The sequence below is a fragment of the Halomonas sp. TG39a genome (genome assembly GCF_000744395.1).
GTDB lineage: Bacteria > Pseudomonadota > Gammaproteobacteria > Pseudomonadales > Halomonadaceae > Vreelandella > Vreelandella ventosae_B.
In genome coordinates, this window is sequence record NZ_JQLV01000001.1 from 2492179 (window position 1) to 2516562 (window position 24384).

Annotated in this window: 15 protein-coding genes and 3 rRNA genes; 7 read left to right on the forward strand and 11 right to left on the reverse strand. The window is 53.5% G+C overall.

Annotated features, from left to right (window positions below; all coding sequences use genetic code 11):
- Positions 1–46: 46 nt before the first annotated feature.
- The 3 genes from U738_RS11175 to U738_RS11185 all read left to right on the forward strand — a co-directional run bounded on the left by U738_RS11175 (position 47) and on the right by U738_RS11185 (position 3278).
- Positions 47–1462 carry an MATE family efflux transporter gene (locus tag U738_RS11175; protein WP_035580352.1) on the forward strand — a complete coding sequence of 472 codons (1416 nt, stop codon included), beginning with the start codon at positions 47–49 and terminating at the stop codon, positions 1460–1462.
- A 2-nt stretch (positions 1463–1464) separates the two neighbouring features.
- Positions 1465–2454 (forward strand): DUF3080 family protein, encoded by a 990-nt coding sequence (locus tag U738_RS11180; protein WP_035580355.1) that lies wholly within the window; start codon positions 1465–1467, stop codon positions 2452–2454.
- 128 nt (positions 2455–2582) lie between these two features.
- Positions 2583–3278: a hypothetical protein gene (locus U738_RS11185; protein ID WP_035580358.1), complete on the forward strand. Its 696-nt coding sequence runs from the start codon at positions 2583–2585 to the stop codon at positions 3276–3278.
- A gap of 155 nt (positions 3279–3433) precedes the next feature.
- Here the strand turns inward: U738_RS11185 and tusA are convergent, their stop codons facing one another.
- Complete coding sequence (tusA, locus tag U738_RS11190; protein WP_035580361.1) at positions 3434–3688, reverse strand: sulfurtransferase TusA; 255 nt, start codon at positions 3686–3688, stop codon at positions 3434–3436.
- Positions 3689–3717: 29 nt separating this feature from the next.
- On the opposite strand from tusA, the gene U738_RS11195 reads away from it, so the two are divergent.
- On the forward strand, positions 3718–4005 hold the full coding sequence (locus tag U738_RS11195) for an antibiotic biosynthesis monooxygenase family protein (protein ID WP_007113141.1): 288 nt from the start codon (positions 3718–3720) through the stop codon (positions 4003–4005).
- A 19-nt stretch (positions 4006–4024) separates the two neighbouring features.
- On the opposite strand, the gene rlmM is transcribed toward U738_RS11195, so the two are convergent.
- The 10 genes from rlmM to rluD all read right to left on the reverse strand — a co-directional run bounded on the left by rlmM (position 4025) and on the right by rluD (position 19147).
- Positions 4025–5092, reverse strand: a complete 1068-nt coding sequence (rlmM, locus tag U738_RS11200) for a 23S rRNA (cytidine(2498)-2'-O)-methyltransferase RlmM (protein ID WP_035580364.1) — start codon at positions 5090–5092, stop codon at positions 4025–4027.
- Positions 5093–5378: 286 nt separating this feature from the next.
- Positions 5379–5494, reverse strand: a 5S ribosomal RNA gene (gene rrf / locus U738_RS11205).
- 134 nt (positions 5495–5628) lie between these two features.
- Positions 5629–8520 (reverse strand): 23S ribosomal RNA (locus U738_RS11210).
- A gap of 246 nt (positions 8521–8766) precedes the next feature.
- A 16S ribosomal RNA gene (locus U738_RS11215) occupies positions 8767–10299 on the reverse strand.
- The 16S, 23S and 5S rRNA genes sit together here, the layout of an rRNA operon.
- A gap of 513 nt (positions 10300–10812) precedes the next feature.
- On the reverse strand, positions 10813–11778 hold the full coding sequence (gene pssA, locus U738_RS11220; RefSeq protein WP_440870485.1) for a CDP-diacylglycerol--serine O-phosphatidyltransferase: 966 nt from the start codon (positions 11776–11778) through the stop codon (positions 10813–10815).
- Between the two features lie 201 nt (positions 11779–11979).
- A complete protein-coding gene (gene ilvN, locus U738_RS11225; RefSeq protein WP_035580370.1) occupies positions 11980–12471 on the reverse strand; it encodes an acetolactate synthase small subunit in 492 nt (163 codons plus the stop codon).
- Complete coding sequence (locus U738_RS11230; protein WP_035580372.1) at positions 12471–14195, reverse strand: acetolactate synthase 3 large subunit; 1725 nt, start codon at positions 14193–14195, stop codon at positions 12471–12473. Before U738_RS11230 ends, ilvN begins: the two co-directional genes overlap by 1 nt.
- A gap of 475 nt (positions 14196–14670) precedes the next feature.
- Positions 14671–17268: an ATP-dependent chaperone ClpB gene (gene clpB / locus U738_RS11235; protein ID WP_035580374.1), complete on the reverse strand. Its 2598-nt coding sequence runs from the start codon at positions 17266–17268 to the stop codon at positions 14671–14673.
- A gap of 167 nt (positions 17269–17435) precedes the next feature.
- Complete coding sequence (gene pgeF / locus U738_RS11240; protein ID WP_035580377.1) at positions 17436–18191, reverse strand: peptidoglycan editing factor PgeF; 756 nt, start codon at positions 18189–18191, stop codon at positions 17436–17438.
- Positions 18188–19147: a 23S rRNA pseudouridine(1911/1915/1917) synthase RluD gene (gene rluD, locus U738_RS11245; protein WP_035580382.1), complete on the reverse strand. Its 960-nt coding sequence runs from the start codon at positions 19145–19147 to the stop codon at positions 18188–18190. Before rluD ends, pgeF begins: the two co-directional genes overlap by 4 nt.
- 214 nt (positions 19148–19361) lie before the next feature.
- Between rluD and U738_RS11250 the strand changes: the two genes are divergently transcribed.
- The 3 genes from U738_RS11250 to U738_RS11260 all read left to right on the forward strand — a co-directional run bounded on the left by U738_RS11250 (position 19362) and on the right by U738_RS11260 (position 24364).
- The gene (locus tag U738_RS11250; RefSeq protein ID WP_035580385.1) at positions 19362–20177 is read left to right on the forward strand and encodes an outer membrane protein assembly factor BamD; all 816 of its coding nucleotides are present in this window, start codon (positions 19362–19364) and stop codon (positions 20175–20177) included.
- A 229-nt stretch (positions 20178–20406) separates the two neighbouring features.
- On the forward strand, positions 20407–22116 hold the full coding sequence (locus U738_RS11255) for a methyl-accepting chemotaxis protein (RefSeq protein ID WP_035580388.1): 1710 nt from the start codon (positions 20407–20409) through the stop codon (positions 22114–22116).
- Between the two features lie 91 nt (positions 22117–22207).
- Positions 22208–24364: a putative bifunctional diguanylate cyclase/phosphodiesterase gene (locus U738_RS11260; RefSeq protein ID WP_035580390.1), complete on the forward strand. Its 2157-nt coding sequence runs from the start codon at positions 22208–22210 to the stop codon at positions 24362–24364.
- Positions 24365–24384 lie beyond the last annotated feature (20 nt).

A 24384-nucleotide genomic window follows, 5' to 3' on the forward strand; every position in this document is an offset into this window, starting at 1 on the left:
ATATAACGACTTTTCGTGAATAATTTTCCCCATCAGGAGCCAACAAGTGGGCGGCTTTACTCAACAACTGAAATCGATCTACTGGCCAGAAACACGCTCTTTGATGTTCTTAGCGCTGCCTATTTGCGGCGCTCAGCTGGCTCAGGCCGGAATGAGTGTCGTCGATGTAATGATGACAGGCCGACATGATGCAACGTCACTCGCCGCCGTATCGGTAGGCTCTAGCCTATGGATGCCGTTGATGCTGTTTATAACCGGCACGCTGATGGGCCTTACGCCCATCGTTGCGCATTTACTGGGCGGCCAGCGCCACGCTGCTATTCGCCCGGCAGTTCATCAGGCGCTTTGGATTGCGCTACTGTTAGGTGCCGTAGCAGCAGTGCTGCTCTGGTCTGCCGTTATGCCCATATTCAAGGCAATGGACGTGCCTCCTGCGGTCGCGGATCAGTCTGCTGCCTACCTTTCTGCCGTCGCCTTTGGTATGCCGGGCATTGCCCTCTTTCAAGCGCTTAGGGCTTTTTCCGATGGTATGAACCATACCCGGCCAGCCCTTTGGATTAGCTTGGTCGGCTTAGCGGTCAATATTCCTGCTAACTACCTATTGATCTACGGCGGCGAGGGGTTAGTGAATCTCTTCGGCACCTGGATCCCTAGTAGCCTGCAACAACTGCCTGCCTTGGGGGCATTTGGCTGTGGTATTGCGACGGCCCTCTCAATGTGGACGATGGCACTCGCGATGGCCTACTACACGCGCCGAGGACGTACCTATAAAAGCGTCGCTATATGGCAGCAGCTAACGCCTCCCCAATGGGTCGGCATTCGCGAGCTCATAGTGGTGGGTGTTCCCATTGGCGTGGCTATTTTTGTCGAAGTTACCCTGTTTACCTTTATTGCGCTGTTTATTGCCAGTTTTGGCGAAGTCACCGTGGGCGCTCACCAAATAGCGCTTAGCTTCACCACCATTTTGTTTATGCTGCCTATGTCGTTGAGCATGGCGCTGACCGTCAGGGTGGGTAATACACTTGGACAGCAGCGTCTGACGCTAGCCCGCCAAGTTTCCTGGAACGGTATTGTGGTCAGTGTTTGTGTCGCCGTATTTAACAGCATCCTGCTATGGGTAACCGCTGTGCCGGTCATTTCGCTTTACACTTCGAATGCCGAGATTCAAGCGCTAGCGCTGTCGATCATTGCCCTAGCGGTTATTTTTCAACTTTCTGACTCGCTGCAGGTCAATTTAGCGGGCGCATTGCGTGGCTATAAAGATACCCGCATTGTCATGGTAATTACGGTGCTCTCTTACTGGATTGTAGGCTTGGGTGGTGGACACTGGCTGGGCTCTCTTGGAGTGGGTGACCTAGCCCCACTCGGCGTTCATGGCTACTGGATTGGCTTGATTGCTGGCTTAAGCACTGCGGCACTGCTACTTGGCTGGCGTTTACAGCGCATTAGTATTCGGGGGTAGGCATGGCTCGATGGAGAATTTTTTCTCTAGCAATAGCGCTAAGCGCCCTGCTGGTTGGCTGTGGCGACAACCCCGCTGAGCAGCAGTGGCAGGCCTACCACCAACAACTCGCCGATGACCTCGCACAGCCAGGCATTGAACGAGCTGACCCAGTTAATATTGGTGACTTCCCTGAGCGCTCAGAGCGGCTTATTGACATTCCCGAAACGCGAGATAGCCTGCTGAATGTTTACGCACTGCGCGAATGTCAAATCACTTCGCTAGTCGCCGCACGTAACAACCAACTGGGGCGTGTCGCGCCGCCCAGCCAACAGTGGTTATATGAGCGCACGCTATGGCAGCGACTAAGCGCCTGCTTAAATAGCCAAGTCCCCGATCAGTTAAGCGATGAAGACCGAACCCGCCTAGAACAATTAACAGCGACTAAAACAGCCCAGCTGCCCGCGGTAAGTTGGAACGCTATTTTTGACTCCAGCGAGTGGGTTAAAAGCTTTGCACGGGCAAGCCAGCCTTTAAGCAATGTTGATGAAGTCGCTCTTACCAGCCAGCTTGACGCCATCGAATACTTGCAAAAAATGACTGACCACCAGTTTGATCTTGACTGGCAGCAAGACTCTGCAACGCTTGAGAACCATTTAAAAACCCTCCAAGAGCGGCCCCTAACCGCCGAAGTGCTGCGCACCCTGCTACTCGCCTCTCAACGCTTAACAGAAGCAAATGCATTGCTAACTCAGCACAGCGATGCCACACACTGTTTAAGGGGCTGGGAGACACCGTCGGTTGAGCCCTTAGCAAGTACAGCCAAGCAGTGGTTAACAGCGATCAATCGTTTAATTGACGCGCAACAGGTAGACAAACCACTGGCGATCCAACGCTATCAAACACGCTGGCTCTCGCTGAATAATGCCCAAGCGCCCTGGGGCCAGTTTCAGCGAGCACTCACCGAACATCAAACGCTACGAGCGCGCTTTGCACCTTGCTCAAACAATTAAAAATCGCAGAACCCTTAACCTTATGAGCAACATGTGCTATTGGTGAGTAATGAAGCTAGGTGAATAAAGACGCAAACTAAGCATCTGCTTCACCAATGTGATGACCACGCAGCACAAGGAGGGACACAATGGGCGCATCCCTGTCACCCCGCTCTGCCCAGGTCATCGACCTGGAAACTGTGCGCCAGCGTCAGCAGGCGCAAAAGTGCCTAGTCCGTTTAGCCCCTGAGCTAGATGGCCTAGAGATGGTGTACCAACTCGCTGCGAGTCCCGATACCTACTATGGCTTGCCTATTTTGGCCTGGGGGTTAAGGGAGGATGGTAGCGTCATCGGCTTGGTGCCGTGGATGGAAACCCTGGCAGCCTGCCATGATCTGAATAGCCAGGAGAACGGCTATTTTGTGGGTTATCGTGATCCTGAAACAGAGGAAATTTTTGATACACCACCAGATCACAAATACCACGAGCTAGTCGCTGCAGCTGAATACTTTGATTATGAGTCTTCTGGCGAAGTGACCCTCATCCAGCAAATCCCTGATACCTTGGGCACCCACGCACTGTGCATGAATCACCCCAACTCACCCTGGCATATGAAGCCCGTTTACGGCTGGCGCCTCTACAGCGACGGCAGCCTAGACGCGCTACTTGCAGATGAGAATAAAGCGGCGATGACGCCGATTTTGTTAGGGGATAAGTGCCTGTACAGTGCCCACGCCCGCCATCAAACGGTTTACTTTTTCCAGCGCCATATCGCCAATCGTATACTGGAAGAAGATCCAGCAACGCTTGATGCGCTAGCCATGATGGTAGTGGCTAGTGATTAACTGGGCAAAATTAGTGCTATGACTTAGCTCTGCGACCATCGGCGAGGCCAATATCAATTAGTTGATGTGGGCCTCGCTTGGGTTTTCGCGCTATTTTGAAGAGCTATTTCTAAGAGCTGTTTAGAAAGGCTATCCCAAAGGACTAACTCAAAGGGCTATGCCAAACGAATAAAGTAGAGGTAGTTATTCACAGAGGAGGTGTTCTGCTCAAGCAGTTCATGCCCTAAAAACTGACAAAACTTGGGCACATCTCGCGTGGTAGCCGGGTCGGTGGCAATCACTTTGAGCACTTGGCCTGATGTCATATCGCGCACTTTGTTATGCATCAGCATAATCGGCTCTGGGCAGTAGAGCCCCGTGGTGTCTAATACCGCGTCAAAGCTGGGTAACGTACCCGTATTATCAGCCATCAATATCCTCGATGTAGGAAACAGAAAGTATGATTAAAGTTATCATCGAACGGCGAATTATGCCCGGTCTTGAAGAAGAATTTGAACAAGCAGCGCGGGAGGCAATGCGCGTTTCTCTAGGCGTAAGGGGCTTCATCGGTGGTGAAACACTGGTAGAACTTGGTCATACCGATCGTCGACTGATGATTACCAAATGGCGTGACATCCGCGCTTGGAAGGAGTGGCACTCAAGCGAAGCGCGGGCAATGGCCATGCAGCGTATTTTACCGCTATTAACTGAAGATGAAACTATCCGGATTTACGAGCCTGGCTATTAAATAGCTTTTGCTTAATCTATCAATCTCTTAACCGCACATGCACCGTCACCTCTTCACGGTCATGATAGAGGTGACGGCACGAGATACTGGCATGCACCCCTGCTTTTTCCAGCGACTCTTCCAGTGCCGTTAGGCAGCGTGTGACCTCATCCCAACGCTTTTTCATGGGCAGTTTAAGGTTAAAGATCGCCTCTTTGCACCATTTACGAATTAGCCAGCGCTCCACCATGGCTAGCACTCTCACTGGTTTATCAACAATATCGCACACCAGCCAGTCCAAACGCTGTGGTGGCTCCCAGGTAAAGCCATCCTCTTTAAGATGATCTATCTGCCCAGTCTTCATCAACTGCGTGTCCATGGGGCCATTATCGATGGCGTACACATACATGCCCCGCTGAACCAGTTGCCATGTCCAGCCGCCCGGGGCAGCCCCCAAGTCAGCTGCCTGCATATGCGGTGCAAGGCGCGTCTCCCACTCTTCCCTAGGGATAAACTCGTGCCACGCCTCTTCCAATTTAAGCGTTGAGCGGCTGGGGGCACGAGAGGGAAAGCGCAATCGACGAATACCATTGATTAAATCGCTGCGATTGCCTGGGAAGCTCATCGCCAGCTGCACTTGATCACCATCAGTCCAGAAAATATGTAAGCGTCGTGCGCCCGCGCTGCGCCTTAACGCACCACGCTTTTTCAACATACTTTCCAGTGGCTTGGTAAGCGCCTTAATCAGCCCGGCCAGCGCTTTGCCATCGTTGGTATCCGGCGTTTCATGCCAAATCTCTTCAAAGCTCCAGCGGCTGGCTTTGACCTGTTCCAAGATCGCGGTAAGACGGTCGTCACGTGAAAGAGTGAGCGCAGGCAAGGCCGCTAAGCTCTGGCGCGCGAAAATCAGCTTTTTAAACGCTGCCTGACGGTGTAAATCATTCACCGCTTCGCCATCGACACGCGTTAAGCTTACCCACCCTTCCCCATGAGATGATTCACAGGGAATGCCCTGTAATGCTGCGTGATGCTGTAGCTCTGCCAGCGCATCACTCTCAAACCCAGGACGGCAGTAAACTAACCATGACGTAGGTACCGTTTCACTCACCTCTTCACCTCGATTCCGCCCATCACAAACGGTGAGGGCTGCCTAATTAATTGGGGCGCATCATAGCATTTATCTAGCTAAGGCGTGAGGCGTGAGGTGTGAGGTGTGAGGTGTGAGGTGTGAGGTGTGAGGTGTGAGGTGTGAGGTGTGAGGTGTGAGGCGGAACAGGATATTGGGGAGACCCCCATTCACCAACGTTTTCTACTCACGATTCACGACTTACCCTTCACCCAACACAAAAAAAATCCCCCAAGGCATCAGCCCTGGGGGATTTTTCGTAATAAGTGCCTGACGATGACCTACTCTCGCATGGGGAGACCCCACACTACCATCGGCGCTAAGCGGTTTCACTTCTGAGTTCGGCAAGGGATCAGGTGGTTCACGCGTGCTATGGTCGTCAGGCGTAACTGTTAATGTACATCATGCTGTTTGTGATCGTCTCATTGTGCCGCCTGCTCGTTTGAGTCAGGCCACACGCTGCGTATCCGGTGTTTTAATGTTGCGTCATCATTACGACCAGACCCCTTGGGTGTTATAGGGTCAAGCCTCACGGGCCATTAGTACACGTTAGCTCAACGCCTTGCAGCGCTTCCACACCGTGCCTATCAACCAGCTGGTCTCGCTGGGCCCTTCAGGAGGCTCTAGGCCTCAGGGATGTCTCATCTTGAAGGGGGCTTCCCGCTTAGATGCTTTCAGCGGTTATCCCGTCCGACCATAGCTACCCGGCAATGCCACTGGCGTGACAACCGGAACACCAGAGGGTCGTCCACTCCGGTCCTCTCGTACTAGGAGCAGCCCTTCTCAAACATCCAACGCCCACGGCAGATAGGGACCGAACTGTCTCACGACGTTCTAAACCCAGCTCGCGTACCACTTTAAATGGCGAACAGCCATACCCTTGGGACCGACTTCAGCCCCAGGATGTGATGAGCCGACATCGAGGTGCCAAACACCGCCGTCGATGTGAACTCTTGGGCGGTATCAGCCTGTTATCCCCGGAGTACCTTTTATCCGTTGAGCGATGGCCCTTCCATACAGAACCACCGGATCACTAGAACCTGCTTTCGCACCTGCTCGACGTGTCTGTCTCGCAGTCAAGCACCCTTATGCTCTTGCACTCAATGCACGATGTCCGACCGTGCTGAGGGTACCTTCGTGCTCCTCCGTTACTCTTTAGGAGGAGACCGCCCCAGTCAAACTACCCACCACACACTGTCCTCGATCCGGATAACGGACCTGAGTGAGAACGCCAATGATGCCAGGCTGGTATTTCAAGGTTGGCTCCACCCGAACTGGCGTCCGAGTTTCAAAGCCTCCCAGCTATCCTACACAGGCAACATCAGCGTCCAGTGTGAAGCTATAGTAAAGGTTCACGGGGTCTTTCCGTCTAGCCGCGGGTACACCGCATCTTCACGGCGATTTCAATTTCACTGAGTCTCGGGTGGAGACAGCGTGGCCATCATTACGCCATTCGTGCAGGTCGGAACTTACCCGACAAGGAATTTCGCTACCTTAGGACCGTTATAGTTACGGCCGCCGTTTACCGGGGCTTCAATCAAGAGCTTCGCCTTGCGGCTAACACCATCATTTAACCTTCCGGCACCGGGCAGGCGTCACACCCTATACGTCCGCTTGCGCGTTAGCAGAGTGCTGTGTTTTTAATAAACAGTTGCAGCCACCTGGTATCTTCGACCGGTTCGGGCTAGGAGAGCAAGTCTCTTCACCCTACGCCGGCGTGCCTTCTCCCGAAGTTACGGCACCATTTTGCCTAGTTCCTTCACCCGAGTTCTCTCAAGCGCCTTGGGATTCTCACCCTGACCACCTGTGTCGGTTTGGGGTACGGTCGCACATGATCTGAAGCTTAGAGGCTTTTCCTGGAAGCGTGGCATCAGTGACTTCCTGACCGTGGTCAGTTCATCTCGTGTCTCGGCCTTGAAAGGGTCCGGATTTACCTAAACCCTCAGCCTACTCACTTTCACCAGGACAACCAACGCCTGGCTCACCTAGCCTTCTTCGTCCCCCCATCGCAACCATGTCCGGTACGGGAATATTGACCCGTTTCCCATCGACTACGCCTTTCGGCCTCGCCTTAGGGGCCGACTCACTCTGCTCCGATTAGCGTCGAACAGAAACCCTTGGTCTTCCGGCGAGGGAGTTTTTCACTCCCTTTATCGTTACTCATGTCAGCATTCGCACTCGTGATACCTCCAGCAGACTTCTCAATCCACCTTCATTGGCGTACACGACGCTCCTCTACCGCTCATCCTAAAGGATGAACCCGTAGCTTCGGTACCTGGTTTAGCCCCGTTACATCTTCCGCGCAGGCCGACTCGACTAGTGAGCTATTACGCTTTCTTTAAAGGATGGCTGCTTCTAAGCCAACCTCCTAGCTGTCTGAGCCTTCCCACATCGTTTCCCACTTAACCAGGATTTCGGGACCTTAGCTGACGGTCTGGGTTGTTTCCCTTTTCACGACGGACGTTAGCACCCGCCGTGTGTCTCCCACGCGTTACTCACCGGTATTCGGAGTTTGCCTCGGGTTGGTAAGTCGGGATGACCCCCTAGCCGAAACAGTGCTCTACCCCCGGCGGTACTACGTGAGGCGCTACCTAAATAGCTTTCGAGGAGAACCAGCTATCTCCGAGCTTGATTAGCCTTTCACTCCGATCCACAAGTCATCCAAATCTTTTTCAACAGATCCTGGTTCGGGCCTCCAATTGATGTTACTCAATCTTCACCCTGCTCATGGATAGATCGCTCGGTTTCGGGTCTATATCCAGCGACTGTGTCGCCCAGTTAAGACTCGGTTTCCCTACGGCTCCCCTATACGGTTAACCTCGCCACTGAATATAAGTCGCTGACCCATTATACAAAAGGTACGCAGTCACAGAACAAGTCTGCTCCTACTGCTTGTACGCACACGGTTTCAGGATCTATTTCACTCCCCTCTCCGGGGTTCTTTTCGCCTTTCCCTCACGGTACTGGTTCACTATCGGTCAGCCAGGAGTATTTAGCCTTGGAGGATGGTCCCCCCGTCTTCAGTCAAGGTTTCTCGTGCCCCGACCTACTCGATTTCACATGATCAGATTTTCGACTACGGGGCTATCACCCGCTACGGCCACGCTTCCCAACGTGTTCGCCTAATCAGTCACATGCTTAAGGGCTGGTCCCCGTTCGCTCGCCGCTACTAGGGGAATCTCGGTTGATTTCTTTTCCTCAGGGTACTTAGATGTTTCAGTTCCCCTGGTTCGCCTCGTACACCTATGTATTCAGTGCACGATACTCATCTTATGATGAGTGGGTTTCCCCATTCAGAAATGCCCGGGTCACAGGTTGTTGCCACCTCACCGAGCCTTATCGCAGGCTACCACGTCTTTCATCGCCTCTGGCTGCCTAGGCATCCACCGTGTGCGCTTCATTGCTTGACCCTATAACCCGAAGGAGTCTGGATGTCGCAATGATCACGTTTCATTTTGCCGGATACGCTTGAGACGTATCACAATTTAAGACCATACCTTGCGGTATGTTCTTGTCAGCATGATATACATTGTTAAAGAGCGACTGCTATACGCAGTGATAAGGCAACGCCGTAGGCGGCTGGCTTATCACTGCGCATCAACAGCTATCTGATCAGGTAATTCATTGTGGACGCTTACCGACTGTGACGCATCGTTTAAGGAGGTGATCCAGCCGCAGGTTCCCCTACGGCTACCTTGTTACGACTTCACCCCAGTCATGAACCACACCGTGGTGATCGCCCTCTTGCGTTAGGCTAACCACTTCTGGTGCAGTCCACTCCCATGGTGTGACGGGCGGTGTGTACAAGGCCCGGGAACGTATTCACCGTGACATTCTGATTCACGATTACTAGCGATTCCGACTTCACGGAGTCGAGTTGCAGACTCCGATCCGGACTGAGACCGGCTTTAAGGGATTCGCTGACTCTCGCGAGCTCGCAGCCCTTTGTACCGGCCATTGTAGCACGTGTGTAGCCCTACCCGTAAGGGCCATGATGACTTGACGTCGTCCCCACCTTCCTCCGGTTTGTCACCGGCAGTCTCCTTAGAGTTCCCACCATTACGTGCTGGCAAATAAGGACAAGGGTTGCGCTCGTTACGGGACTTAACCCAACATTTCACAACACGAGCTGACGACAGCCATGCAGCACCTGTCTTACAGTTCCCGAAGGCACACCAGAATCTCTTCCGGCTTCTGTAGATGTCAAGGGTAGGTAAGGTTCTTCGCGTTGCATCGAATTAAACCACATGCTCCACCGCTTGTGCGGGCCCCCGTCAATTCATTTGAGTTTTAACCTTGCGGCCGTACTCCCCAGGCGGTCGACTTATCGCGTTAACTTCGCCACAAAGTGCTCTAGGCACCCAACGGCTGGTCGACATCGTTTACGGCGTGGACTACCAGGGTATCTAATCCTGTTTGCTACCCACGCTTTCGCACCTCAGTGTCAGTGTCAGTCCAGAAGGCCGCCTTCGCCACTGGTATTCCTCCCGATCTCTACGCATTTCACCGCTACACCGGGAATTCTACCTTCCTCTCCTGCACTCTAGCCTGACAGTTCCGGATGCCGTTCCCAGGTTGAGCCCGGGGCTTTCACAACCGGCTTATCAAGCCACCTACGCGCGCTTTACGCCCAGTAATTCCGATTAACGCTTGCACCCTCCGTATTACCGCGGCTGCTGGCACGGAGTTAGCCGGTGCTTCTTCTGCGAGTGATGTCTTTCCTACCGGGTATTAACCGATAGGCGTTCTTCCTCGCTGAAAGTGCTTTACAACCCGAGGGCCTTCTTCACACACGCGGCATGGCTGGATCAGGGTTGCCCCCATTGTCCAATATTCCCCACTGCTGCCTCCCGTAGGAGTTCGGGCCGTGTCTCAGTCCCGATGTGGCTGATCATCCTCTCAGACCAGCTACGGATCGTTGCCTTGGTAAGCCATTACCTTACCAACTAGCTAATCCGACATAGGCTCATCCAATAGCGGGAGCCGAAGCCCCCTTTCTCCCGTAGGACGTATGCGGTATTAGCCTGGGTTTCCCCAGGTTATCCCCCACTATCGGGCAGATTCCTATGCATTACTCACCCGTCCGCCGCTCGTCAGCATCTAGCAAGCTAGATCTGTTACCGCTCGACTTGCATGTGTTAGGCCTGCCGCCAGCGTTCAATCTGAGCCATGATCAAACTCTTCAGTTTAAGATCTATGCGGTTCTTACCCGCCACTCGAAAGTGACAGAAGCGAACCAAACTTGGCTCAAGGTTCAAACGAATTCATTCAAAACAGATCCCAAAGGACGAATCCTTTAAAACCTTATTGCTTGAGTCGCTTGCCTTGATATTTGGTGATTTGTCACCAACATCAGCAAGCGCCCACATGAATTACCTGATCAAATTGTTAAAGAGCTGTTTCGCTGCTTGGTTACTGTGAAAGTAACCGGGCTGCCGTTGAACTGGCCTGCCTCAGCGAGGAAGGCGTATTCTACGCATTTCCTGGCGTTTGTCAAGGGCGTTGTTTTCGATGCGGATCAATCAACATCCAAAACCGCTTGCTTTTGCAAAAGCGTTAACTGCCTGACAAACCAAGGCTTTTACACCTTATGCACCGCTGGTAACGCTTGGCGTCCCCGGCAGCGGATGCGTACTTTAAGGCTTCGCTGCCGAGTTGGCAAGGGCTTTTGTAAAAACAATTTTATGAAGATAGGGTAAAAATCAGTTCTTGGGTTTTGCCTTACGCATAACGGCTAAAACAGGGCCTGAAGCCACGTAGGCACCAAACAGCAATAACAGCATTACAGAGGGTTCAACCGAGATCATTACAAAGGCCAGCACGATGGCCAGCAGCACAACAAAAGGTACCGGTTTTTTAAAGTCGAGATCTTTGAAGCTGTAGTAGCGGATATTACTCACCATAAGCACGCCTGCCGCCGCCACGACTACCAGCATTAGCAGTTTGAAGCCAAAGGCGTCAGCATCAAAGCTATGGAAGGTCCACACACTGGCTGCCACTAGCGCCGCTGCAGAAGGGCTTGGTAAGCCGATAAACCACTTTTTATCGACACTACCGATCTGAACATTGAAGCGGGCAAGACGAAGTGCCGCGCAAGCAACATAAAGAAAGGCAACCACCCAGCCGGTTTTACCAATGTCTTGCAGAATCCAGGTAAAGGCGACTAAAGCAGGCGCCATACCGAATGAAATCATATCGGCCAGGCTGTCATACTCAGCGCCAAACTCGCTTTGCGTATTGGTCATTCGTGCGACACGGCCATCCAAGCCATCCAGCACCATAGCAATAAAAATCGCGACGGCAGCCGAAGTAAACTCACCATTAATGCCAGCCACCACCGCAAAGAACCCGGCAAAAAGTGCCGAAGTGGTAAATAAGTTAGGCAGTAAATAGATACCCCGACGACGAATCTTTTTGCCGTCCTCTACGGTCTCCTCGACCACTTCCGTCTCACGCAAGAAGGCCGCCGCCAAGTCCTCATTACCGACTACTTCTGACTGATCAGAACTATCTGACTGATCAGCATTGTTTGACTGAGCACCATTAGGCTGAACACTACCTGATTGAGTACTGTCTGGCTGTGAAGAGCCCTCCTGACCTGGGCTTGAGTTTGGCTGATCCGAGCTAGCATGCTCTTGATCGCGAGCGTCCTGTGTCATAGGTTTCATCCATTAAAAGTGAAGTCACGGGAACAGTGATCGCTTTCATTCTACACGGTGAGTGCTGCCCAGCCAGCCAATTGCACCTAGGTATAGGCAAACATAAGCGTAAAAGCGAACGACCATACAGCCATCCATAAAAAGCGCCGCCTCCATGCAAACCATGGAAGCGGCGCTTTCACTTCATTTAAAGTGTTGCACTACGGGCACTTAGAGCGATAACACCTTATCACCCCGAGCAATACCCGAGACCCCGGTACGGGCGACCTCTAGAATACCCACTGGCGCCATGGCCTGCAGGAAGGCATCCAGCTTGCCCGCATCGCCAGTAATCTGCACGGTGTACAGGCTCGGCGATACGTCGACGATCTGAGCACGGAAGATATCCACGGTGCGCTTCACCTCATCGCGGGCCGCACCGAGCGCTTTCACCTTCACTAGCATCAGCTCGCGCTCGATATGGTTACCTTCAGTGAGATCCACCAGCTTGACCACATCAATCAGCTTATTGAGATGCTTGGTGATCTGCTCGATCACCCGGTCGTCGCCCACGGTGGTGACTGTTAAGCGCGAGAGCGACGGGTCTTCAGTGGGCGCTACGTTAAGCGTTTCAATGTTGAAGTTACGCTGCGAGAACAACCCGACTACACGTGACAGCGCACCCGGTTCGTTTTCTAACAGAATCGAGATGATATGACGCATCAGGTACGCTCCGTTTTAGACAGCAGCATGTCGCGCATGGCACCTAACGGCACCTGCATCGGATAGACGTGCTCAAAAGGGTCGACCTTCACGTCAAGAAAGACCAGCTCGTGCTTATCAGCAAAGGCACGCTCCAGCGCAGGCTCCAACTCATCAAGGGTATTGACGGTAATAGCGGTAAACCCATACGCCTCAATCAGCATATGAAAGTCCGGCAAAGACTCCATATAGGAGTGCGCGTGGCGTGACTTATAGTTCAAGTCCTGCCACTGACGCACCATACCCAACGACGCATTGTTAAGGTTGACGATCTTAACGCCTACACCGTACTGCTTACAGGTAGAGAGCTCCTGCATCATCATTTGGAAGCTGCCTTCACCGGTGACGCACACTACGTCATCATCCGGGTAGTTCTGTTTGATACCCATGGCGGCGGGGAAACCAAAGCCCATGGTGCCCAAACCACCTGAGGTGATCAGTCGGTTGGGTTTATCAAACTTGTAGTACTGGGCAGCAAACATCTGGTGCTGACCAACATCGGTAGTCACGTAGGCTTCGCCTCGGGTTACCCGACAAAGCGCTTCAATAACTTCCTGTGGCTTAAGCGCTTCACCCACCTTGGAAGGCTCATAAAGCTTGCCTTCACGGTCGGCACGCCAGCCATCTATCTTCTCCCACCACTCAGTCAGTGCTTCAGGATGGGCAATTTTATGCCCCTGCACCAAACTGATCATCTCATTGATAACGCTGGAGGCCGGGCCCACGATAGGCACATCGGCACGCACCGTTTTAGAGATCGAGCTTGGGTCGACGTCCACATGGATGATTTTAGCTGTCGGGCAGAACTTCGACGTGCTGTTGGTGACGCGGTCGTCAAACCGCGCGCCAATGGCAATAATCAGGTCGGCGTGGTGCATGGCCATATTGGATTCATAGGAGCCGTGCATGCCCAGCCAGCCTAAGCATTGACGGTCACTTTGAGGATACGCGCCGATACCCATCAGGGTGGTGGTAATTGGATAGCCCAGCTGTTTGACCAAGTCAGTCAGGCCTTCACTGGCTTTGCCCGTTACTACACCGCCGCCGGTATAAAACACCGGGCGTTTGGCCTTAAGCATCATCTCGACGGCTTTTTTGATCTGCCCGGTATGACCGCGCGTGACCGGGTTGTACGAGCGCATCTTGACCTTTTTCGGGTAGACGTACTCGTAGCGTTCGGTGGGGGCGGTCATGTCTTTAGGGATATCGACCACCACCGGGCCTGGCCGACCGGTAGATGCCAAGTAGAAGGCCTTTTTGAGCACTTCCGGGATTTCAGACGGATGACGGATCGAGAAGCTGTGCTTCACGATCGGGCGCGTCACACCAACGATGTCGGTTTCCTGGAAGGCATCTTCACCGATCAGATGACTCGCCACCTGGCCACACAGCACTACCATGGGAATCGAGTCCATGTAGGCGGTAGCAATACCGGTAACGGCGTTGGTGGCACCGGGGCCTGAGGTGACCAGTACGCAGCCGGGCTTGCCCGAAGCGCGGGCATAGCCATCGGCGGCGTGGGTAGCCGCTTGTTCGTGACGCACCAGAATGTGCTTCACTTTGTCCTGGCGGAAGAGTGCATCGTAAATATGCAGCGCTGCACCGCCGGGGTAACCATAAATGTATTCGATGCCCTCATCTTGCAAGAAGCGGGCGATCATATCTGCGCCGGAAAGCAGTTCCACTGTATTTCTCCCCTGAAGGTCTCGAGTGCGATCCGTACCCAACTGGGCACGGTGTCGAGTGCGGCGGTATGCCGCTGTCGGCCCTTGCCGACACCTGATGCCAAACCCTGGCAGGAGGCCCGGTTAGGGCCTGCACTCTTATCGGGAACGCCGATGTATGCCAAACATAAATCAGTCGTTCCCTTTCACGGCAGTTCGCCGTGTCGGGGCGTTGGCCAGGTTGGGCGGTTAGCCCAAGCCCGGAAGTCCTTCGGCGGGTAGAGGCTTTCGCCTACCCTTCACGCGGTAATTAGGGGTTGCCCGTTGAGTCCGCGCCCGCAAATCAGGAACCGACAAGATTCCATTAGCGCCCTCAGCCTGTCAACCTCCGATCAGGCCAAACGCAACAAAGGTCGCAAGAAGCCATAAAAAAAGCCCCGCTGGCTTTACTAGCGGGGCTTTTGACCTATTCAATTGCGCGAAGTAGCGACATCAATTATGAGCTAAACACCAGTTTTCCGTCTTCCGCGTTGATATGAATGGTATCACCAGGGGCAAATTTACCCCCCAACAGGTCTTGGGCCAGCGGGTTCTCGATACGGCTCTGAATCGCCCGCTTGAGTGGCCGGGCCCCATAGACAGGGTCAAAGCCTACGACCGCCAATTGCGCCATCGCTTCTGGGCTAACCTCAAGCTTCAGGTCGTGTTCGGCGAGGCGCACTTTTAAGCGCTCAAGCTGAATACCGGCAATCGCCTGAATCTGCTCTTGGCCCAGGGCGTGGAACACCACCACTTCATCGATACGGTTGATCAGCTCAGGCCGGAAGTGGTTACCCACCACCTCCATGACCATGTTTTTCATCGCCTCATAGTCGCTGTCTTTATCAGCACTAACGTCGCCGCCCATGCGCTGGATAATGTCCGAGCCCATATTAGAGGTCATCACGATCACGGTATTGCGGAAGTCCACCGTGCGCCCCTGACCGTCCGTTAAGCGGCCATCCTCTAATACCTGCAGCAGAATATTGAAAACATCCGGGTGGGCTTTTTCCACCTCATCCAGCAGCAGCACCGAATAAGGCTTGCGGCGGACGGCCTCGGTTAAGTAGCCACCCTCTTCATAGCCGACGTAGCCGGGAGGTGCACCAATCAGGCGAGCCACGGAGTGCTTCTCCATAAACTCCGACATATCGATACGTACCATCGCCTCTTCGGTATCGAACAGGAAGTTGGCCAGCGACTTACATAGCTCGGTTTTACCCACCCCGGTGGGGCCGAGGAACAGAAACGAGCCGTTAGGCCGGTTGGGATCGGAAAGCCCTGCCCGAGAGCGACGCACCGCGTTAGCGACCGCCTCGACGGCTTCATCCTGCCCAATCACCCGCTGATGCAGCGCTTCTTCCATACGCAGCAGTTTATCGCGCTCGCCTTCGAGCATCTTGGAGACCGGAATGCCCGTCCAGCGGGAAACCACCTCGGCGATCTCCTCTTCAGTGACATTGGAGCGTAGCAGCTGGTGGCTGGAGGTATCCGCTTCCCCCTCGCCGCTTTCAGCAATTCTCTTCTCGAGCTCTGGAATCTTGCCGTACTGAATTTCCGACATACGGCCCAAGTCGCCCTGACGGCGGGCCTGTTCCAGGTCAATGCGCGCCTGCTCAAGCTCGGCCTTAAACTGCGCAGCCCCCTGAATACTGGCTTTCTCGGCTTTCCAGATTTCATCCAAGTCGGCGTATTCGCGCTCTAACTCGTGTATTTGATTATTAAGTGCTTCCAGGCGTTTTTTAGTCGCTTCATCGGTCTCTTTCTTAAGCGCTTCCCGCTCCATTTTGAGTTGGATCAAGCGGCGATCAAGACGATCCATCGACTCTGGCTTGGAGTCCAGTTCCATACGAATCCGCGAGGCGGCCTCATCGATGAGATCGATGGCTTTGTCAGGCAACTGACGATCAGTGATATAGCGTGTCGAGAGCTTAGCCGCGGCAATAATAGCGGAGTCGGTAATATCCACGCCGTGGTGAACTTCATAGCGCTCTTTCAGGCCGCGCAGAATGGCCACGGTGTCCTCTTCGGAAGGCTCATCCACCAACACCCTCTGGAAGCGGCGCTCCAGCGCGGCATCTTTCTCGATGTACTTGCGGTACTCATCCAGGGTAGTCGCCCCGACGCAGTGCAGCTCGCCGCGCGCCAGGGCAGGCTTGAGCATATTGCCCGCATCCATGGCGCCTTCGGCTTTGCCCGCGCCGACCATGGTGTGCAGCTCATCGATAAACAGGATCACCCGCCCCTCTTCCTGGGAGAGCTCTTTGAGCACGGCTTTTAGGCGCTCTTCAAACTCACCACGAAATTTCGCGCCGGCGAGCAGCGAGCCCATATCCAGCGAAAGCACGCGTTTATCTTTTAAGCCTTCCGGCACTTCACCGTTGACGATGCGCTGGGCCAAGCCTTCGACAATGGCGGTTTTACCCACGCCCGGCTCGCCGATAAGTACCGGATTATTTTTAGTACGCCGCTGCAGCACTTGAATCGTACGGCGAATTTCATCATCGCGACCGATTACCGGGTCAAGCTTGCCGTCCAGCGCACGCTGGGTAAGGTCCATGGTGTATTTGTTGAGTGCTTCACGCTGATCTTCAGCGTTCGCATCGTCGACGGTGGCACCGCCGCGCAGGCTGTTAATGGCGGCCTCAAGAGATTTACGGTTAATCCCGGCTTCTTTGAGCAGTTTGGTAATCGCCGAATTCATTTCCAGCGCCGCCAGCAGCACAAGCTCACTGGCAATAAACTGGTCACCGCGCTTCTGCGCTTCGCGATCGGTTAAGTTGAAAAGCTTGATGAAATCCCGCGATGGCTGCACTTCGCCATCGAACTGCCCCACCTTGGGCAAGTTATCCAACTGCTGTACCAAACCATCACGCAAGCGCGAAGGGCTGCCCTCGGCTTTTTCAATCAGGGCTTTAATACCGGTGTCTTTGGTGTCGAGCAGGGCTAGCAGCAAATGGGCGGGGTCTAGCTGATTATGGCCGCGACCCACAGCCAGCGACTGCGCCTCGGCAATCGCGCTCTGGAGCTTGGCGGTAAATTTATCAAAACGCATGGAATTCCTCCTGGGGTAGCCGTGCGTTTGGACGCACCGCGTAACCCGATAACGTGTCATTAGACGTGCTAAATCACTCTTAGCTTGACAAGTTAAATGGCGTCAGTTCGACGCTTTTCAAGAGGTGGCGGCGCAAACCGCTGGCTTAAAAGAAGCTTTTATTGACGTTAATTGATCCAGATCACGCTGGCCATACGTCCTGTCTTACCACCATCGCGACGGTAGGAGTAGAAACGCGACTCGCAGGCGGTGCAGAAGTGGCCGCCGCTAATGTTATTGACCCCCAGCGCCTCTAAGCGAAAGCGCGCCAGACGGTATAAATCGGCCATGTAATGGCCCAGACGATAAGGGCTATGGTCAAAGGCGTCAGCGGTATCTGGATGAACGGCAACAAAGGCGCCGTAGACTTCCGGCCCCACTTCAAACTGGGCGTTAGAGATCGCAGGACCTAACCACACCAAAATATCGTCGGGGTCAGTGTTCATGGCGGCAATGGTCGCCTCCAGCACACCACCCGCCAGACCACGCCAACCAGCATGGGCAACCGCCACCTGGGTACCCGCTCGATTGCAGAACATCACCGGCAGGCAATCGGCTGTTAACACTACACAGGCATACTCACTGGACGTGGCAATGGCCGCGTCCGCGTCGGCAGCCTCGGACTGATAAACCTGTTGCACGCGGGCGCCATGGGTCTGGTTCAGCCACAGCAGAGGCCGCTCGTCGCCTATTTCCTTTTGCAGCAAACGACGGCAAAGCGCCACATGATCAGCATTATCGCCCACATGTAAGGCGGTATTAAAAGCGGCAAAATCACCCTGGCTAGGCCCTGATTCCCGGGTCGTCACAAAGGCGCGTACGTTAGTCGGTGCAGGCCAGTCCGGCACTAAAAGCGTCGGCCGTAAATTAATGGCATCGCTCATCGCATCGTCTCATTATCTTCGCGCAGGTAATCCAACAACATTAACAAATCATCGGGGAGGTCTGCCTGAAAGGTTAATGTTTCGCCACTGACCGGGTGCTTGAAAATTAATTTACGCGCGTGCAGCGCCTGACGGGGAAACTCACGCAGGATCTCCTTCAACGGCTCCGCAGCACCCGGCGGCAGCTTGGCGCGACCGCCGTACATGGGGTCACCAATTAAGGGATAACGGGCATGGGCCATATGCACGCGGATTTGGTGGGTGCGCCCCGTTTCCAACTTGCAGCGCACGTGGGTATGAGCACGAAAGCGCTCAACCACGCGAAAATGGGTAATCGCGGGTTTGCCCGATGCGGTTACCGCCTGACGCTTACGATCTTTAGGGTGACGGCCAATAGGCGCGTCAATGGTACTGCCCGATACAGGTTTACCAATCACCACTGCATCATATTGGCGTGACACGCTGCGTGCCTGCATCTGATCGACCAGCGCGGTTTGCGCAGGCAGCGTTTTGGCTACCATCATCAAGCCGGTAGTGTCTTTATCCAAGCGGTGCACAATACCGGCACGGGGCACTTCAGCAATCGCCGGGTGATGGTGCAGCAAAGCATTTAACAGGGTGCCATCAGGGTTGCCTGCAGCAGGATGCACGACCATTCCCGCCGCTTTGTTGATCACCATCAACGTCTCATCTTCATAGACGATATCCAAGGCAATATCTTGCGCCTCAAAGCGCGTATCGTCTTCGATGGTGGCCTGCAGCGCTAGCACTTCATGGCCATGCAGCTTGGCTTTCGGCTTGGCGTGAGCGCCATCAACGGTTAATTCACCGGCGTTAATCCACGCTTTTAAGCGCTCACGGGAGTAATCGCTGAACAACTCCGCCGCCGCTTGGTCTAACCGCGCACCGGCTAACGTAGCGGGCACGCGGTGCGTGTCTTCAACTATTCGAGACATGAAAAACCTCTTTTAGACGCAAAAACCCCAGCAAGGCGAAAAATCAGCCCCCGCATGGAAAAATAAGCGTTTACGACACCCGACGAAACGTCGCTAAGCCTGCGTTTTAAGCCGAGGTGTTTTATAGTGGGCGAACTGCGACCTATTCTACCATTTCTACTTATGGCCATCGCCGCTTTTTGGTGATTGAGGCTTGTTAGCAACGAGGATGATGATGCGCGTTTTTTCAGCTGCCAACCGCTTTGGCGTTCTAGCCCTAAGCCTTGCCCTTTTAGCGGGCTGTGCGAGTAACGACACCAGTGAAGAAGAGGAAGATGAATTTGCTGGGGTTCAGGAGCGTGAGCTCTATGAGTTGGCCCGCACGGCCCTGGACAGTAACCGCTACCCGATTGCGATAGAGCGCTTGGAAGCGCTTGATACCCGCTATCCGTTTGGTGCACATGCCGAGCAGGCGCAGCTTGAGCTGATCTATGCCTACTATGAAAATAGCGATTGGGAAGAAGCCCGAGCGGCGGCCAGTCGCTTTATTCGCCTGCATCCTGACCACCCGCAAGTGGACTATGCCTACTACCTGCGCGGCCTTTCCGCATGGCAGGCGGGTCGTTTCAGCTTAGAGCGGCTGCGCCTGATCGATATTTCCAAACGTGACTTGGGGGCTTCGCGGGATGCCTACAATGACTTCCGCGAACTGATTCAGCGTTATCCTCAGAGTGAATATGCCGCTGACGCCCAGCAGCGCATCGTCTACCTGCGTGAGCTAATGGCCCGCCATGAGCTCCACGTCGCCGATTATTACCTACGCCGTGGCGCTTACTTAGCAGCCGTTGAGCGTGGCCGCTGGGTAATCGAAAACTATCCCGAATCCAACGCTACCCGAGATGCCCTAGCCACCATGGTGGAAGGCTATCAAGGCCTCGACATGGATGACCGCGCCAACGAAGTTCTTGCGGTGCTGCGTGAGAACGCGCCCGACCATGAGCAGCTGCAGGGCAGTCGTTTTGTTCCTAAGCACTTAGGCCAAAATGATTAAAACTTGACGGTGCTCAACCGCTAAAAGTTGTACAGCATCTATTTATCTGACCACGCTTCGGCGTGGTTTTTTTATTCAAAAAAACTAACCAATTGATTTATAAAAACAACATAAGAAAAACCAGGGCCGTACAAACAAACAATAATTTCTATACAATAGCTATACAATAATATATGATTTACTCATCTTGCATAATAAAGTGCCTTAACGGCACCTCAGGGAGCAATCAATGTCATTTTTTAAAGCACGTTCCAGCAACACCAGAATTAGCACGCGCTTAACGCTCGGATTTGCTGCCCTCCTTGGGCTGCTGGTTCTGTTAACCGCTGTAGGTATTTACCAAGTCAATCAAATTGACCGGGACTTAACCACCATCAATGATGTTAACGGCACCAAGCTGGGGTTTGCCGTGGATATGCGCGGCAGTGTGCATGATCGCGCTATTGCCATGCGCGACATAGTACTTGTCCAAGACGATAGCAAATTTGATGCATTGCTCGGTGAGATTGAGAGCCTCAGCAGCGATTACGTGACGGCGTCTGAAGGCGAGCACCAAATAACTAGCGAGTACCCTAGTGGCCAGGAAGAGCAGACTATTCTGGCCAGTATCGATGCCCAAGCCGCTACAACCCTCGAATTGACACAGCAAGTCATTGCCGCCCGCCAAGCAGATCAATTTGCCGATGCAGAGACCTTACTGCTCGAACAAGCAGGCCCTGCATATGCCGAATGGCTTAATCGAATTAACCAGTTTATCAACCTTCAACAACAGTTGAACGACGCCACCACAGCGAGCGCCCGTGATACTGCCTCCGGCTTTCAAATGCAGATGTTGGGGCTAACACTCTTTGCGTTACTGATCGGTGGTTTGATCGCGGTGTTTTTATCTCGCCAGCTGCTACGTGAATTAGGCGCCGAACCTTACGAAGTCAAAGCCTTTGCGGAAGCGATTGGCCGGGGCGAGTTAACCAGCCATGGGCAGCTCAAGAAGGGTGATACCCGCAGCATTATGGCGTCGCAGGTTGCCATGGCGCATCAGCTACAAACCATTGTGACCCAGGTGCGCGCCTCTGCAGAAGCGGTAGCCAGCAACAGTGAGCAAATTGCTGAAGGCAATAACGACCTCTCTTCACGGACTGAGCAGCAGGCCAGCGCGCTAGCCGAGACCGCCTCGGCAATGGAACAGCTCAATAGCACCGTAAAACTTAACGCTGAAAATTCCGAGCAGGCCAGTCAAGAAGCCTCCAGCGCATCTAGCACCGCCAAGCAAGGTGGCGGAGCGGTGAATCAGGTCGTTGCCACCATGAATGATCTCAACAAGAGTTCTCAGGAAATTGCCGGCATTATCTCGACGATTGATGCGATTGCCTTTCAGACCAATATTCTGGCGCTTAATGCCTCGGTTGAAGCCGCCCGTGCTGGTGAACATGGTCGCGGTTTCGCGGTCGTCGCCGAGGAAGTGCGTCGATTAGCCCAACGCAGCGCCGATGCCGCCCGGGAGATTAACACTCTGATTTCCAGCAACCTTGAGCGGGTTAACCACGGCAATGAGCGCGCCGAAGAAGCCAGTAAATCGACAGAACAGATCGTCGCGGCTATCGAGCGAGTGACCAGCATTATGCAGGAGATCAGCCACGCCAGCGCCGAACAGAGCACCGGTGTTCAGGAAGTGGGTCGCGCGGTGACCGAGATGGATCAAGTCACCCAGCAGAACGCCTCACTGGTACATGAAAGCGCCACGGCTGCTAACAACTTGCGCAAAAACGCTCACTCGCTGCTCAATGTCATGGAAGTCTTTAAGTTGCCGAATACGCACCCAAACGCCCAGCCGTCGCGTGCTGCATTAGCCCCTTCGCCTGCACGCACTACTGCCTCGAATAAGTCTGCACTGCCCGTGGCAAAACGTCAGCAGTCACAACCTGAGTGGGAAAACTTCTAAACTTATAACGGTTTTGGCCGTTATATAGTTTAGAGAGAGACGGCTCCTAATGGTTAGGGGCCGTTCTTCATTGCTATCCCCCGAGGTTACGATGAAATCCACCCAAAGCCTGTTAATGGTTTTTTTGTTACCCATTTTAATGGTGGTACTACCTGCACTACTGCTGCTATCAATCTCCATGAAGGTGCTGGAAGAGAAATCATTACAAAGCAATCTCTTACAGTCCAATGACTTAGATACTCTGGTGCAAATGGCCACCTTTGATCGACAGCTTAGTGACTTACATCAACGTATCACCAATTTATTGATCGATACTGAAGAAACACAGTTAAGCGCTACTCAACGCTATTCGTCCTATAGTCAGATTGCGCAAGAGCTCACCCAGATAGGTCAACGCGTGGACAGCCTGGCTAGCTCCCCCTTACTGATCGACTTAAGCCAAGACAGTGCCGCCGCCCTTCAGCGAACGTTTCTGCAATATCAACGCTTTGTCAGTATGGCCAATGAATCGGCAGCGCGAGAATTGGGCGACCCGTCTCTTTTCCTGAAAGAAGCACAAACCCACTTCAACACTTTTACGCTGTTCTCCCAGCAAATATTCGAAGCCTTAACGCTACGTGCCAGGGAGCGTCATAGCCTTTCCTTTGATGCGCTTGCTCGCTCCCACGACACCACTCTTTGGCTGGGTATTGCCATGATGGGCGTGCTTATCAGCGCGGCTTTTTTTGCCTCCTGGCGCATCAATAAGCGGTTGATGGTGGTGGGGGATGCCATTTTATCGCTCTCTAAGCGCCGACAGCCGCTGCCGGATTTCCACGCGATAGAGAAGCTGAGGCAAAAGCATAGTGGCCCCTTAAAGCGCATCACTTCTGCGTTGATCACGCTTCGGGATGCCGAGCAACAGCGCCGTGAAGCTGAACAGAAGATCCACCGACTTGCCTATTACGATACGCTCACCGAGTTACCCAACTGGCGCTTGATGAAAGAGCACTTACAACATTCGCTGGAAATCAGCCATCAAAATACGTCCTATGGCGCGCTCATCTATATTGATGTGGATGATTTCAAGCGCATTAATGATGGTAACGGACACAGTGCAGGCGACATTATTCTCCGGCATATTGCTAAGCGCTTGAGCGACATAAACCATGACGGCTGCACCATTGGACGTGTTAGCGGCGATGAGTTCTGCATCATTATCGACGGGCTAGCCAGTGAGCAGCTTGAAGCAGCTGAAAAAGCCGAGCTCTTCGCTGAAAAAGTGCGCCATTTATTAACCCAACCCTACTGTCTGAACGGCAATTACTGCTTCCTGAGTCTGACCCAAGGATTAGTGCTATTTAATTCTTCAGATCAGAGTGTCGATAATCTCTTCCAGTATGCCAATGCGGCAGTTCATATTGCCAAGCAAACCGGGACAAACGCTATTCGTTTTTACGACCCGGCGGTACAAGCAGAACTAGAAGCGCGCAACGAGCTTGAGCGCGATTTACGCCTAGCGATCGAACGGGATGAGTTTGTACTGGTATATCAGATGCAAGTCGACAATACCGGGCGGCCCATTGGCGCTGAAGCACTCATCCGTTGGCAGCACCCAACACAAGGCATGGTTTCCCCTGGGGTTTTCATCCCCCTCGCCGAAGAAACCGGCTTAATTGTGCAGATAGGCACCTGGGTGCTTCATGCCGCTTGCAAACAGCTAGTGGCTTGGCAAGCGTTTGAACATACAAAAGATCTGGTGTTGGCCGTTAACGTCAGCGCCAAGCAGTTCCAGCAGCCAAATTTTGTTGAAGAGGTTTCTAATGCGTTAGAGGCCAGCGGGGCTCCTTCTCACAAGCTCAAACTTGAACTCACCGAAAGCAGCGTGATTGGCAAAATAGAAGAAACCATTGCCCGTATGCATCAGCTCAAAGCTCTGGGCATTAGTTTTGCTATGGATGACTTCGGCACCGGCTACTCATCATTGCAGTATTTAAAACGCCTGCCACTTGATCAAATCAAGATTGATCAATCCTTTGTGCGCGATCTTGACCAGGACTCCGACGACAGAACGATTGTGCAGACCATTATCGCCATGGGGCGGGCACTAAACCTTAACGTGATTGCCGAAGGGGTGGAAACCCGCGAGCACTGGCGCTACCTAAACCAACACCAGTGTCATGCCTACCAAGGCTACTATTTTTGCAAGCCAGTAGCGGCGGAGGAGATGGCAGGCTTATGCCTCGCCCCTCCTCCTGCGTTGGCATAGCAGCCTGCCAAGTACCGGTT